The sequence below is a fragment of the Nocardioides sp. NPDC047086 genome (genome assembly GCF_040643685.1).
Taxonomy (GTDB): Bacteria; Actinomycetota; Actinomycetes; order Propionibacteriales; family Nocardioidaceae; genus Nocardioides.
The window spans coordinates 54,288-67,684 of record NZ_JBEYUV010000011.1; the positions used below are offsets into that span (position 1 = coordinate 54,288).

The window sequence follows — 13,397 nt, forward strand, 5'->3', positions numbered from 1 at the left end:
GAGAAGGAAGTCTCATGACCATCCCGACCATCACCCTGAACAACGGCATCGAGATGCCGCAGCTCGGCTACGGCGTCTTCCAGGTGCCGAACGAGGAGACCGAGGCGGCTGTGACCGCGGCGCTCGAGGCCGGCTACCGCAGCATCGACACCGCGGCGGTCTACGGCAACGAGGCCGGTGTAGGCCGCGCGCTCGCGACGTCGGGCATCGCCCGCGAGGAGCTCTTCATCACCACGAAGCTCTGGAACGCCGACCACGAGCGGCCGGTCGAGGCGTACGAGAAGAGCCTGGAGCTCCTCGGTCTCGACCAGGTCGACCTCTACCTGATCCACTGGCCGACCCCGGCCCGCGACCTGTACGTCGGCGCCTGGCGGGGACTCGAGGAGCTGTACGCCGCGGGCCGCACCCGCGCGATCGGCGTCTCGAACTTCCTGCCCGAGCACCTGGCCCGGATCGTCGGGCTGGGCGGCACGGTGCCGGCGGTCAACCAGATCGAGCTGCACCCGGCGCTGCAGCAGCGTGCGACGGTCGCTGCCGACGACCGGCTCGGGATCGCGACCGAGGCGTGGAGCCCGCTCGCCCAGGGCGCCATGCTCCAGAACCCGGTCATCACCGCGATCGCCGACCGCCTCGGCCGCACCACTGCCCAGGTGATCCTGCGCTGGCACCTCCAGCAGGGCCGGGTCGTGATCCCCAAGTCGGTGACCCCCTCGCGGATCGCGCAGAACCTCGACGTGTTCGGCTTCGATCTCACTACCGCCGACCTGGCCGCGATCGACGCCCTGGAGAGCGAGGGCCGCACCGGCCCGGACCCGGCGACCTTCAACGCCGCCTGACATCTGCGCGTGATACCCGGGGGCAGGTGTTATCGATCGGTGATCAGCCCGGGGCAGATGTCCGGACCGGTTCGGGGCATGCTTGGCTCATGCGATTGACCGAGCACGAGCTCACCGTGGCCCTGACCGGGACGGCCAAGTCCGTCCTGGCCTCCGGCTGGAAGTTCCGCAAGGGCGGTGCCGACATCGACAAGGTCTGGGACGAGACCGACCGTTTCCGGCGCTTCAAGCTCCTGGACGGCATCGGCACCCAGATCTTCCCGGTGCTCACCGACCTCCCCGACGTCGACGTCCCCGTCGGTGGTCGCCCGTCCTTCCCGGAGGAGCAGATCCGCGAGTCCGTCGAGCGCAACATCGGTGACGACGTCGGCCGGCTTCGCCGCGCGGTCACGGTCAAGGCGCGCGTAGCGCTCGTCCAGGCCGCCCTCTCCCACCTGCCGCCCCGGGCCGAGGGCGACCTGCGTCTGACCGACTGAGTGCGGTTACGTCTGCCGCTCAGGGCAGGCGCTTGGCGACGTTGTCGCTGAGATGGTCCAGCGAGTCCTTGAGAGTGGTGAACTCCTCGGTCTGCAGTGCCATCACCTCGGCGATCGTGTCGGGCACGCCCTCGGCTCGGGTGCGGAGTTCCTGCCCGGCGTCGGTCAGCACGACGCTGACGCTGCGCTGGTCCTCGGGGCGCTTCTCGCGGGTGACCAGGCCGGCTGCCTCCAGGCGCTTGACCAGCGGCGTGACGGTGCCGTAGTCCAGGCCCAGCCGCTCACCGAGCTCGCCCATGGTGACGGGGGAGCTCTCCCACAGCACGAGCATGGCGACGTACTGGGAGTAGGTCAGGCCCAGGGCGTCCAGGATCGGTCGGTAGGCCGCGGTCACGAGCCGCTGCGCGGTGTAGAGCGAGAAGCACAGCTGCTCGCTCAGCTCCAGGCTGTGGCGAGTCTCCGTCATGCGTCCACCCTACAACCCTTGCGCGCAAGGTAAGTGCCGCGTAGATTCCTTGTACGCAAGGTATTTCGCAACGAGGAGTGACCGACATGTCCAGGCCATCCAGCGCCCGCCGGCGCATCGCGTTCCTGCTCTTCGACGGCGTGAAGACGCTCGACTACGTCGGTCCCGCCGAGGTCTTCGTCGAGGCCAACCAGGCGGTGGACGGCTACGACATCCTGCTGCTCTCGCCGGATGGCGAGGACGTGGTGACCTCGCTGGCAGCCGGGTCTCCGTGCACGGCTCGGCCCACGATGTGGGTGAGTTCGACACCGTGGTCGTGCCCGGAAGCGAGCGGCCACCCCACGAGTTCGTACGCGGCCCACTGACCGAGGCGGTGGCGTCGCTGGCTTCGCGCGCCCGGCGGGTGGTCTCGATCTGCAGCGGCGCGTTCGTGCTGGCCGAGATCGGCGTGCTCGACGGCAGGCGCGCGACCACACACTGGAAGTTCGCCCCCGAGCTGGCGCGGCGATATCCGGACGTGCGGGTCGAGCCCGACGCGATCTTCGTACGTGACGGAGACATCTGGACCTCCGCCGGTGTAGCCGCCGGCATCGACGTCGCCCTCGCCCTGGTCGAGGACGACCACGGTGCCGACGTCTCGCGCCAGGTCGCCCAGCTGCTGCTCGTCTACCTCCAGCGCTCCGGCGGCCAGTCGCAGTACTCGGTCCCGTTGCGGGCGCGCGCGCAGGCCACCTCGATCGTCCGTCGGGCGACCGATCTCGTCGACGCCGATCCCACCCGTGCCTGGACCGTGACCGACCTCGCCGCTCTCGTCTCGGCCAGCCCGCGCCACCTGGCCCGGCGCTTCCGCGACGAGCTCGGCCAGTCGCCCTCCGAGTACATCACCGCGGTGCGCTTCGACCTCGCCCGGATACGCCTCGAAAGCGGCGCGAGCGTGACCGAGGCGGCGGCGCAGTCGCGGTACGGCAGCCCGGAGGCGCTGCGGCGTACGTTCGTCGCGCGGCTCGGCATCTCACCGTCGCATTACCAGCGCCGGTTCTGGTCGGCGCTCTCGATCGAACGCGGGCGGCACCAGGGACGGGCCGGGTTCGAGTTCGCGGACTGAGCCGCCCGCCGTCCTCAGCGCTCCTCGAGCGTCTGGTTGCCGACGACCGTCGCCAGCGCCAGACGCTCGGCGTCCTCGGTGCCGAGCTCGGCGGTGTAGACCATGATCCGCAGGTCCTCGACGGCGACGGTGAGCGTGTCGCAGTCGAGCGCGACGGGCCCGACAGCGGGATGATCGATGATCTTGTGGCGCTCCGGTTCATGGTGCTGGGAGGGGTCGGCGCTCTCCCACAGGTCCACGAAACGCGGGCTGGCGGCGCGCAGATCGTCGAGGAGCCGTCGCAGCCGCTGGTCGCCGGGATAGCGGGCGGCGGTGAGCCTCAGGTCGGCCACCAGCCCCGCCCGCAGCGCCTCGGTCTCCGCCGGAGTCGCGACCGCCCGGCTGCCCGGGCCGACGAAGTTGCGCCACACCGCGTTGCGCTCGCGGCCCTGCCAGGTCGTGGTCTGGCCCATCAGCGCGTCGTACGAGTCGTTGGCGATCAACAGGTTCCACGCGGCGTCGTAGACCACGACCGGGGTGTGCCTCGGCAAGGAGACCGCCCGCCGCCTTCTCGCCGCCGGGCACACCGTCTACATCGGCGCCCGGTTCGTGCGCATCGACGTCACCGACGACGCCTCCGTCGCAGCGGCGGCCGAGCAGATCGCCGCCGACGGCGGCCTCGACGTACTGGTCAACAACGTCGGCGTCGAGCCGCGGCTGGCCGACAACGCCATCCCCACCGCCGCGGACGAGAGCATCGAGGACGTACGCGCCACCTTCGAGACCAACCTGTTCGGCGGGCTCCGGGTGACCCGGGCCTTCGTCCCGCTGCTGCTGAAGTCGCCGGCGCCCGTCATCGTCAACGTCTCCAGCGGCCTGGCCTCGCTCGGCATGCTCAGCGACCCCGACGGCTTCACCTACTTCTACCGGGGCCTGAGCTACCCGGCCTCCAAGGCCGCCATCAACGCCGCCACCATCCAGCTCGCCAAGGCCTACCCGGCGATCCGGATCAACGCCGTCGAGCCCGGCTTCACCGACACCGACCTCAACGGCCACACCGGCACCCAGAGTGTCGAGGAAGGTGCCGAGATCATCGTCGAGATGGCACAGCTCGGCCCGGACGGGCTGACCGGGACGTACGTCTCGGGCCATGGCCCGCTTCCCTACTGAGTCTCGAGCAGGGGGAGCACGTCGGCGATGGAGGCGACCACGCGGGTCGGCCGGAACGGGAAGGTCTCGACCTGCTCGGGCCTGGTCGACCCGGTCTCGACGAGGATGGTGCGCATCCCGGCCTCGAGGCCGCTGATGATGTCGGTGTCCATCCGGTCGCCGATCATCACCGTCGTCTCGGAGTGGGCCTCGAGCTGGTTGAGGGCGCCGCGCATCATCAGCGGGTTCGGCTTGCCGATGAAGTAGGGCGCCCGGTTGGTCGCGGCGCTGATCAGCGCCGCGACGGAGCCGGTCGCCGGGAGGGTGCCCTTCGGGCTCGGCCCGCTCGGGTCGGGGTTGGTCGCGATGAACCGCGCGCCGCCCTCGATCAGCCGGATCGCCCGGGTGATCGCCTCGAACGAATAGGTGCGGGTCTCGCCGAGCACGACGTAGTCGGGCTCGGTCTCGGTCATCACGTAGCCGACCTCGTGCAGCGCGGTGGTCAGACCGGCCTCGCCGACGACGTACGCGGAGCCGTCGGGCCGCTGGTCGGCGAGGAACTGCGCGGTCGCGAGCGCCGAGGTCCAGATCGACTTCTCGGGCACGTCGAGCCCGGAACGGAGCAGCCGGACCCGGAGGTCCCGCGGGGTGTAGATCGAGTTGTTGGTCAGCACCATGAACGGCACCGACGCCTCGGTGAGCTTGGCCAGGAACTCGGCGGCGCCCGGGATCGGCTCCTCCTCCCGCACCAGGACACCGTCCATGTCGGTCAGCCATGTGTTGATGGGGCGCTCGTCGATCACAGGCCCATCCTCGCCGATCGCGGCCCAACCGCCAACCGTTGTCGCCGACTCACGCGGCACCGTCTTCAGCAGGGGTGGTGATCTGCGCCACTCCTACTTTCCCCGCCGGTCAATAGTGCTTTCGGCCACCTCGGGAATGGTCTTCGGCCGGATGTTCCAGCCCTCTGATCGGCGAAGACTGTCATCGTCCCCACATCATCCTCGGGAGGAAGACATGAAACGCATCTCGGTACCACTCGCCGCCGCCGTCGTCTCGCTGGCGGCCACACTGGCCCCAGGGGTCTCGCCGGCAGGTCCAGCCGCGGCCGAGGCCGCACCGCCGGACAGCATCACGTGGGATAAGTGCCCCGCCGAGATATCGCCGGTGCGGATCCCGAAAGGGATGCAGTGCGGGACCCTGAAGGTCCCCCTGGACTACGCCGACCCCGACGGCAAGACGATCGACATCGCGGTCTCGCGGCTGGCGAGCGCGAAGCCCGACAAGCGGCGCGGCGTCCTGGTGACCAATCCCGGCGGTCCCTCCGCGGGCGAGGGCTACCCGGCCATGCTCGTCGCGATGGGTCTGCCGCAGAGCGTCCGGGACAGCTACGACGTGATCGGCTTCGACCCGCGCGGGATCGGCCGCAGCACGCGGGCGACCTGCGACCTCACCGCGGATCAGCAGCTGACCGGGAACATCCCGCCGTACGCGCTCGACGCCGCCGATGTGACCGAGCAGGCAGCGGTGAGCAAGCAGATCGCCCAGCAGTGCCGGGCGTCCAAGACGTCCTGGATGCTTCCGCACATCAACCCCGCCAACACCGCACGTGACATGGACCGGATCCGGGCCGCGCTGGGTGAGTCGAAGCTGTCGTACGCCGGCGCCTCCTGGGGGACCCACCTGGGCGCGGTCTACACCACCCTGTTCCCGCAGCGCAGCGACCGGATCGTGCTCGACAGCACCCTGGCCCCGGGTGGCTGGGACTACGCGGGCAACCGGCTGTGGTCGCAGGGCGTCGAGGACACGTTCCCGGCCTTCGCGAATTTCGCTGCGGCGAACCACCGCGAGTACGGCCTGGGGAAGACACCGGCGCAGGTGCGAGCGAAGTACTTCGAGCTCGCCGAGCGGCTGGAGAAGAAGCCGATCCAGACGCCGGACGGCCCCTTTGACCGGGTCATGTTCCACCTGGCCAACTTCGGTCTGCTGTACGGCCCGACCCAGCTGCCGCTGCTGGCGGGCATCTGGCAGGCGGCCGACGCCAACCAGCCGCCGCCACCGCTGCCCGGCGGCGACGCCGTGACCGACGTGGACAACCTCATCTCCGGTCGCTACTACATGATCTGCAACGACGCCCGCTGGCCGTCGTCGGTGGCGACCTACCAGCGCAACGTCGCCGTCGACCGGATCAGGTACCCGCTGTTCGGCGCCGCCGGAGCCAACATCACACCGTGCGCGTACTGGCCGACCCCCACCGAACCGCCGGTCCGGATCACCGATCAGGGTCCGTCCAACGTACTGATGGTGCAGAACCTGCGCGACCCGGCGACACCGCTCGCCGGTGCGCGGGAGATGCGGGCGGCGCTGGGCAAGCGGGCGACCATGGTGACCGCCGACCAGAGTGGCCACGGCGTCTACCCGGCCGGCAAGAACCGCTGCGCGAACCACGCGGTGACGACCTATCTGGTCACCGGTGAGCGGCCGTCGCGCGACTACCACTGCTCGGCCGACGCCGCACCCCGCTGATCTGTGCCGGCTCCCTCGATGGTCTCCACCCGGCGCTAGATTGGCCGGGTGGGGGCCATCGACGGCGAGCCGGTGCTGGACCGGCCGACCGTGGCCGAGGTCGAGGCGTACTTCGAGACAGCCGCCCCCGAGACCCACGCCGTGTGGCTGCGCCTGACCCGCAAGGGCGTCGAGCCGGCCTCGCTGACCTCCGACGAGCTGGTCGACGTCGGCCTCTGCTTCGGCTGGATCTCGGCCGTACGCCGCCGGGGCGACGAGGAGACGTACCTGCAGCGCTACACCCGCCGGCGTCCGGGCTCGAAGTGGTCGCGGCTCAACATCTCCAAGGTCGAGCGCCTCACTGCCGAGGGCCGGATGCGGCCGTCGGTTGCGGCCGAGGTGTGGTGGAAGGTGTCCGGATTCGTGGGGTATCGGGCAGATACGGCGGGGCGGGACGGGCTGCCTGACGGCGAGGATCGAGGTGGTGTCGGGACCGCGACAGCTCCGGCGATGGGGGCGGCGGACCGACGCACGACCTCGCACCCGGGCACCCAGCCGCAGCACCGAGCGGTCCAGGGACTGTCGCGGGTTCCGAGTCACCTCCTCAACCTAGCCGTCGGCGGCGCTCCGCGTTCACCGCGTCACGAGGAACTCACGGACCCGTCGTGTGCCGGAAACAACTCCTCCGTTCCTGCTCCGTGAAACGGAGTTTCGAAATGGTGTCGACAGCGGTAGTAGGTTGATGGGCATGACCGTTCCTCCTGTGGTCAGACAGGAACAGCTCATCGATGAGATCGCCCTCCACCTCGCCGACGAGGTAGCGGGCGACTGGTCCACGTTGGTCTTCAACCACCGCAACCTCTCCATGTTCTTCACCGGCCGCATCGATGTGCACCGACCGGACGGCAGCCTCACCCACGCCCGACCGCCCGACACCATCCTCGCGCTGACCGATGAGCTCAGGCGGGTGATGTACGACCCCGATAAGGGAGCCTGGTTCTCGGCGCGCTGGACCATCGCGAGCAGTGAGGGCGAGGACGAGAGGAACTCGACGAAGGTCGTCTTCAACTACGACGATGAGCCGGTCTGGCGCTGGCCGGCCCACCCGGGCCTGTACGCGCTCGATCTCGAGACGTTCCCTCGCGCCGACGACCGGGTCCCTGCCTGGCTGCGCAAGAAGGTCAACGGCGCCCGCCGGACGTTGTAGGAAACAACCATCCCCCACCGACGACTCTCGCGTGATCCGGGGGTGTCAGTGGGTGGTGTCCACTAGGAACTCGACAAGGAATCCAGCTGAAGCCTGTCGAAGTCGAGCGGTCACAGGAGCGGCGCCAGATGAAAGTGTCTGCACCGTGCCACAGGTCTCCCGAATTGCCATCGTCAACCGCGGCGAAGCCGCCATGCGTCTGATCCATGCCGTCCGCGACCTCAACGCGCGGGACACATCCGTTGGAACGATCCGCACCATCGCGCTGCACACCGACGTCGACGCCGGGGCGGCGTTCGTCCGCGAGGCCGACGAGGCCCATCTCCTCGGTGCGGCCGCGGATCGCCCCTACCTCGATCTCGCCGTCCTCGAGCAGGCGCTGATCGCCTCCGGCGCCGACGCCGCCTGGGTCGGCTGGGGCTTCGTCGCCGAGGACCCCGCCTTCGCCGAGCTCTGCGACCGGCTGGGCGTCACCTTCATCGGTCCCAGCGCCGAGGCCATGCGGAAGCTGGGCGACAAGATCGGCTCGAAGCTGATCGCCGAGGAGGTCGGTGTCCCGGTCGCCCCCTGGAGCCGCGGCGGAGTGGACGACCTGGAGTCGGCACTGGCCAGCGCCGAGGAGATCGGCTACCCGCTCATGCTCAAGGCCACCGCCGGCGGTGGCGGACGCGGCATCCGGAAGGTCACCTCCGGCGCCGAGCTCGCCGAGGCCTACCAGCGCACCCGGGACGAGGCGGAGCGGGCGTTCGGCAGCGGTGTCGTGTTCCTCGAGAAGCTGGTCACCGACGCGCGCCACGTCGAGGTCCAGGTGATCGCCGACGGCCAGGGCACCGCCTGGGCGATCGGCGTACGTGACTGCTCGGTGCAGCGCCGGAACCAGAAGGTCATCGAGGAGTCGTCCTCCCCGCTGCTGACCGACGACCAGGCCGCCGAGCTCAAGTCGTCCGCCGAGCGCCTCGCCACGGCGGTGGGCTACGCCGGAGCCGGCACCGTCGAGTTCCTCTACCACCCGGGAGAGAAGACCTTCGCCTTCCTCGAGGTCAACACCCGCCTCCAGGTCGAGCACCCGATCACCGAGGTCGTGACCGGCACCGACCTGGTCGCGCTGCAGATCCAGGTCGCCTCCGGTGTGCCGCTGAGCGGGGACCGGCCGGCCGAGCGGGGCCACGCGGTCGAGGCCCGGCTCAACGCCGAGGACCCGGACCGCGACTTCGCACCCGCTCCGGGGCGGATCAGCCGCCTCGAGTTCCCCGCCGGCCCCGGCATCCGGGTCGACACCGGCGTGGCCGAGGGCGACACCATCCCGGCCGACTTCGACTCGATGATCGCCAAGGTGATCGCCTGGGGCGCCGACCGCGAGCAGGCCCTGGCCCGGCTGCGCCGGGCGATGGGCGAGACCACCGTCATCATCGACGGCGGCGCGACCAACAAGAGCTTCATCCTCGACCTCCTCGACCAGCCCGAGGTCACCACCGGCGACCCGGCCTGGGCCGACACGGGGTGGATCGACCGGGTGCGCGGCGAGGGCCGCCTGCAGGCCGCCCGGCACGCCGGCGTCGCGCTCGTCGCCGCCGCGATCGAGGGGTACGACGAGGCCGAGCGTGGCGAGATCGCCCGCATGCTCCAGACGGCCCAGGGCGGCCGCCCCCAGATCCAGCACGACCCGGCCCGCACGATCGAGCTCAAGCTGCGCGGGGCGACGTACGCCCTGACCGTGCGGCAGTCCGGACCCGCCCGCTACCAGGTCACCATCACGGCCGGCGGTGAGCGGCGCACCCTCACCGCCACCCTCGACCGGATCGACGAGGTGCACGGCCGGCTCACCGTCGACGGCCACCGCTACCGGCTGGTGACCGCCACCCACGGCCCCGTCCACCTGGTCGAGGTCGACGACGTGATGCACCGGGTCAGCCGCGACGAGGGTGGCATGTTGCGCTCGCCCGCGCCGGCGCTCGTCGTCGCCACCCCGCTCGCCGTCGGTGACGAGGTGGAAGCCGGTCACCCGGTGCTGGTGCTCGAGTCGATGAAGATGGAGACCGCGCTGACCGCGCCGTTCACCGGCCGGGTCAAGGAGCTCCTGGTCCGGGTCGGGAGCCAGGTCGAGACCGCGGCGCCGCTGCTGCGCCTGGAGCCGACCGGCGCTGCCGAGGGCGAGCAGGCGGGCAGTGCCAGCCTGGCCGACCTCGATCTGCCCGCACCCACCACCGAGCCCGGCCGCAGCAACGGCGCGATCGCCGACCTGAGCAGCCTGCTGCTCGGCTACGACGTCGAGGAGGATCAGCGTCCGGCGCTGCTCGCCGCCCACCTGGCTGCTCGCTCCAGCGGTGCGCCCGCGGACACCCTGCGCACCGAGATGGACCTGCTGGCGCTGTTCACCGACTTCGCCGAGCTCAGCCGCAACCGCCCGGCCGGTGACGAGCCGTCCACCGAGCTGCGCGTACACAGCTCGCGGGAGTACTTCCACACCTACCTGCGCAGCCTCGACCCCGACCGGGGTGCCCTCCCGGACCACTTCCGTGACAAGCTGCAGCGGGTCCTCGCGCACTACGGGGTCACCGACCTCGAACGTACGCCGGAGCTCGAGCGCGCGGTGTTCCGCATCTTCCTCGCCCAGCAGCATCCCTCCGACGTCGACGTCGCCATCGGGGTGCTGCAGCGCTGGCTCGGTGACCCGCCGCCGGCGTCCGAGGACGCCGCCGCGGTCCGCGCGCTGCTCGAGCGGATGGTGCGCGCCACGCAGCGCCGCTTCGCCGTGGTCGGCGACCTGGCCCGTTCGGTCCGGTTCGGCTGGTTCGACCAGCCGTTGGTCGATGACGAGCGTCGCGCGGTGCTGGAGGGCGTACCGGCCGAGGTCGCCGCCCTCACCGACCCGGACGCCCCCGACCGGGCTGCCCGCATCGACGCTCTGGCGGCTGTGCCCGAGCCACTGGTCGGCTTCCTCCGGGACCGGCTGGTCGACGGGCTTCCCGAGCGCGAGCCGCTGTTGGAGGTGCTGATCCGGCGGCACTACCGCGACCACCACCTGCACGATCTGACCGTCACCGGCAATGGTGAGGGCGACGGACGCCCGGTCGCGCACGCCGAGTACGCCACGGACGACAAGGGCGCGACCCGGGTGGTGTCCACCATCGGCGACGTGAGCGAGCTCGCCCACCCCGACGGCCAGCTCGGTGCCGCCATCACCTCGGCGCTGACCTCCGAGCACGACGACGTCGTCGAGATCTACCTGCGCTGGACCGACGCACCCACCGATCCGGACATCGCCTCGGCCGAGCTCGCCAAAATGCTCGCCGGCCACGAGTTCGCCCGCCGCGCCCGCCGCGTCTCGGTCGCGGTCTGCCATGCCGCGCCGCAGCCGATCGACTACTTCACCTACCGCCACCACGCAGACGGCGCCCCGCACACCCCGACCGCCGAGCTGGTCGAGGACACCCTGGTCCGGGGGATGCACCCGATGGTCGGTCGCAGGCTCAACCTGTGGCGCCTCAGCGAGTTCGACGTCACCAGGCTCGCCGCGCCCGACGACGTCCTGCTCTACGAGTGCGTCGCCCGGGCGAACCCGGCCGACCGCCGGCTCGTCGCGGCCGCTCAGGCCCGCCAGCTCGCCGTGGTCCGCGACGAGGAGGGCCGCGTGATCGCGCTGCCGCACGTCGAGCGTGCCGTGGAGAACTGCCTCGAGGCGATCCGCCGCGTACGCACCGCCCGCGGCCGCGAGGGCACCAAGCTCGACGTCAACCACGTCTGGGTGACGGTGTGGCCGGTCGTCGAGGCGGATCTCGACCAGATCACCGCGCTACAGAGCAAGATCACCCCGCTCAGCGAGGGCACGGGGATCGAGGAGGTGCTCGCCGAGGGTCGTGTGGCCTCGCCGGACGGCGGCGCCTCGAACCGGCTGGCGATCCGCTTCCACGCCAAGCCGGGTGCGGGCGTCGTGGCCGACGTCATCGAACCGCCCACCGAGCCGCTCGCCCCGCTGGACGAGTACGCCGCCAAGGTGCTGCGCGCCCGACGCCGCGGCCTCGTCTATCCCTATGAGCTCCAGCGCGCCCTGGCCGGGAGCGGCACGGTCGTCGAGCACGACCTCGACGCCGACGGTGTGCTCGCACCCGTCGACCGTGCTCCCGGGCTCAACAGCGCCGGCATCATCGTCGCCGTCGTGACCACCCCGAGCTCGCTCTACCCCGAGGGCATCACCCGGGTCGTGCTCTGCGGTGACCCGCTCAAGTCGCTCGGTGCGCTCTCGGAGCCCGAGTGTGCCCGGGTGATCGCGGCCATCGACCTCGCCGAGCGGATGGGGGTCCCGGTCGAGTGGTTCGCGGTGTCGGCCGGTGCCCGGATCTCGATGGCGAGCGGCACCGAGAACATGGACTGGGTGGCCGCCGCGCTGCGCCGGATCGTCCAGTTCACCCAGGCCGGCGGCGAGATCAACATCGTCGTCGCCGGGATCAACGTCGGCGCCCAGCCGTACTGGAACGCCGAAGCGACCATGCTGATGCACACCAAGGGCATCCTCGTGATGACCCCGGACAGCGCGATGGTGCTCACCGGGAAGCAGTCGCTCGACTTCTCCGGCGGGGTGTCGGCCGAGGACAACCACGGTATCGGCGGCTACGACCGGGTGATGGGCCCGAACGGGCAGGCGCAGTACTGGGTGCCCGACCTGGCCGGTGCCTTCCGGGTGCTCATGGCGCACTACGAGCACACCTACGTGGTCCCCGGCGAGACCGGGCCGCGCCGCGCGCCGACGGCCGACCCGATCGACCGCGACGTGTCGTCGTTCCCCCACGCGGGTGACTTCGCAAGCGTCGGCGAGATCTTCTCCGCCGAGCACAACCCCGACCGCAAGCGACCCTTCGACATCCGCACCGTGATGCGGGCGTTGGCCGACGCCGACCACGAGATGCTCGAGCGGTGGGCCGGCATGGCCGACGCCGACACCGCCGTGGTCGTCGACACCCGGATCGGCGGCTACCCGGTCAGCCTGGTCGGCATCGAGTCCAAGCCGGTGCCGCGCGCCGGCTTCCCTCCCACCGACGGTCCGGACACCTACACCGCGGGCACTCTGTTCCCGCGGTCGTCGAAGAAGGTCGCGCGCGCCATCAACGCGGCGTCGGGAAACCGGCCGCTGGTGGTGCTCGCCAACCTGTCCGGCTTCGACGGTTCCCCGGAGTCGATGCGCAACCTGCAGCTCGAGTACGGCGCCGAGATCGGCCGCGCGGTCGTCAACTTCGAGGGCCCGATCGTCTTCTGCGTCATCTCCCGCTACCACGGCGGTGCGTTCGTGGTGTTCTCCAAGCACCTGAACCCGTCGATGACGGTGCTCGCCATCGAAGGCTCGTACGCCTCGGTGCTCGGTGGCGCGCCCGCGGCGGCCGTGGTGTTCGCCGCGGAGGTCGCCAAGCGGGCGGCGGCCGACCCGCGGGTCGCGGAGCTCGAGGAGCGCATCGACCATGCCGAGGACGGCGAGCGCGGCGCGCTGGTCGTCGAGCTCGCCGAGCTCCGTGCTCAGCTGCGGGCGGACAAGATCGCCGAGGTCGCGGCCGAGTTCGACGGCGTACACGACATCCACCGCGCCGTGGAGGTCGGCTCGGTGGACGAGGTGATCGCGGCGAGCGACCTGCGGCCCAAGGTGGTCGACGTCATCGAACGGGCGTTGGGCGAGGGGTGACCGAGC

12 protein-coding genes are annotated in these 13,397 nt (G+C 70.9%); 9 read left to right on the plus strand and 3 right to left on the minus strand.

The annotated features are described in order from the left end of the window. Positions 1-14 precede the first annotated feature (14 nt). Positions 15-836 carry an aldo/keto reductase gene (locus tag ABZ796_RS10605; RefSeq protein ID WP_357336754.1) on the plus strand — a complete coding sequence of 274 codons (822 nt, stop codon included), beginning with the start codon at positions 15-17 and terminating at the stop codon, positions 834-836. An 89-nt stretch (positions 837-925) separates the two neighbouring features. Next, the gene (locus ABZ796_RS10610) at positions 926-1,312 is read left to right on the plus strand and encodes a hypothetical protein (protein WP_357336756.1); all 387 of its coding nucleotides are present in this window, start codon (positions 926-928) and stop codon (positions 1,310-1,312) included. Positions 1,313-1,331: 19 nt separating this feature from the next. Here the strand turns inward: ABZ796_RS10610 and ABZ796_RS10615 are convergent, their stop codons facing one another. After that, a complete protein-coding gene (locus ABZ796_RS10615; protein WP_357336758.1) occupies positions 1,332-1,778 on the minus strand; it encodes a MarR family transcriptional regulator in 447 nt (148 codons plus the stop codon). An 86-nt stretch (positions 1,779-1,864) separates the two neighbouring features. Between ABZ796_RS10615 and ABZ796_RS10620 the strand changes: the two genes are divergently transcribed. Together ABZ796_RS10620 and ABZ796_RS10625 are read left to right on the plus strand one after the other, a co-directional pair. Next, complete coding sequence (locus ABZ796_RS10620) at positions 1,865-2,143, plus strand: hypothetical protein (protein ID WP_357336760.1); 279 nt, start codon at positions 1,865-1,867, stop codon at positions 2,141-2,143. Further along, positions 2,071-2,883: a helix-turn-helix domain-containing protein gene (locus ABZ796_RS10625; protein ID WP_357336762.1), complete on the plus strand. Its 813-nt coding sequence runs from the start codon at positions 2,071-2,073 to the stop codon at positions 2,881-2,883. The genes ABZ796_RS10620 and ABZ796_RS10625 overlap by 73 nt, the downstream gene beginning before the upstream one ends. 14 nt (positions 2,884-2,897) lie before the next feature. On the opposite strand, the gene ABZ796_RS10630 is transcribed toward ABZ796_RS10625, so the two are convergent. Beyond that, positions 2,898-3,413, minus strand: a complete 516-nt coding sequence (locus ABZ796_RS10630) for a hypothetical protein (RefSeq protein ID WP_357336763.1) — start codon at positions 3,411-3,413, stop codon at positions 2,898-2,900. Between ABZ796_RS10630 and ABZ796_RS10635 the strand changes: the two genes are divergently transcribed. Further along, positions 3,400-4,032 (plus strand): SDR family NAD(P)-dependent oxidoreductase, encoded by a 633-nt coding sequence (locus ABZ796_RS10635; protein ID WP_357336765.1) that lies wholly within the window; start codon positions 3,400-3,402, stop codon positions 4,030-4,032. The two genes, ABZ796_RS10630 and ABZ796_RS10635, sit on opposite strands and share 14 nt — an antisense overlap. On the opposite strand, the gene ABZ796_RS10640 is transcribed toward ABZ796_RS10635, so the two are convergent. Then, complete coding sequence (locus ABZ796_RS10640) at positions 4,026-4,775, minus strand: HAD-IIA family hydrolase (RefSeq protein WP_357336877.1); 750 nt, start codon at positions 4,773-4,775, stop codon at positions 4,026-4,028. The two genes, ABZ796_RS10635 and ABZ796_RS10640, sit on opposite strands and share 7 nt — an antisense overlap. A gap of 253 nt (positions 4,776-5,028) precedes the next feature. Between ABZ796_RS10640 and ABZ796_RS10645 the strand changes: the two genes are divergently transcribed. The 4 genes from ABZ796_RS10645 (at position 5,029) to ABZ796_RS10660 (ending at position 13,391) form a co-directional block, all read left to right on the plus strand. After that, positions 5,029-6,537, plus strand: coding sequence for an alpha/beta hydrolase (locus tag ABZ796_RS10645; protein WP_357336767.1), 1,509 nt, complete (start codon positions 5,029-5,031; stop codon positions 6,535-6,537). A 48-nt stretch (positions 6,538-6,585) separates the two neighbouring features. Beyond that, positions 6,586-7,218 carry a hypothetical protein gene (locus tag ABZ796_RS10650; RefSeq protein ID WP_357336768.1) on the plus strand — a complete coding sequence of 211 codons (633 nt, stop codon included), beginning with the start codon at positions 6,586-6,588 and terminating at the stop codon, positions 7,216-7,218. Between the two features lie 46 nt (positions 7,219-7,264). Further along, the gene (locus ABZ796_RS10655; protein WP_357336770.1) at positions 7,265-7,723 is read left to right on the plus strand and encodes an agglutinin cell wall attachment protein; all 459 of its coding nucleotides are present in this window, start codon (positions 7,265-7,267) and stop codon (positions 7,721-7,723) included. 145 nt (positions 7,724-7,868) lie between these two features. After that, entirely contained in the window at positions 7,869-13,391 is a 5,523-nt protein-coding gene (locus tag ABZ796_RS10660; RefSeq protein WP_357336771.1) for a carboxyl transferase domain-containing protein, read from the plus strand. The last annotated feature ends 6 nt before the right edge of the window (positions 13,392-13,397 follow it).

Coding starts and splice junctions, on each gene's coding strand:
- ABZ796_RS10605 (WP_357336754.1), top strand. CDS start 15: ATGACCATCCCGACCATCACCCTGAACAACGGCATCGAGATGCCGCAG.
- ABZ796_RS10610 (WP_357336756.1), top strand. CDS start 926: ATGCGATTGACCGAGCACGAGCTCACCGTGGCCCTGACCGGGACGGCC.
- ABZ796_RS10615 (WP_357336758.1), bottom strand. CDS start 1,778: ATGACGGAGACTCGCCACAGCCTGGAGCTGAGCGAGCAGCTGTGCTTC.
- ABZ796_RS10620 (WP_357336760.1), top strand. CDS start 1,865: ATGTCCAGGCCATCCAGCGCCCGCCGGCGCATCGCGTTCCTGCTCTTC.
- ABZ796_RS10640 (WP_357336877.1), bottom strand. CDS start 4,775: ATGGACGGTGTCCTGGTGCGGGAGGAGGAGCCGATCCCGGGCGCCGCC.
- ABZ796_RS10645 (WP_357336767.1), top strand. CDS start 5,029: ATGAAACGCATCTCGGTACCACTCGCCGCCGCCGTCGTCTCGCTGGCG.
- ABZ796_RS10655 (WP_357336770.1), top strand. CDS start 7,265: ATGACCGTTCCTCCTGTGGTCAGACAGGAACAGCTCATCGATGAGATC.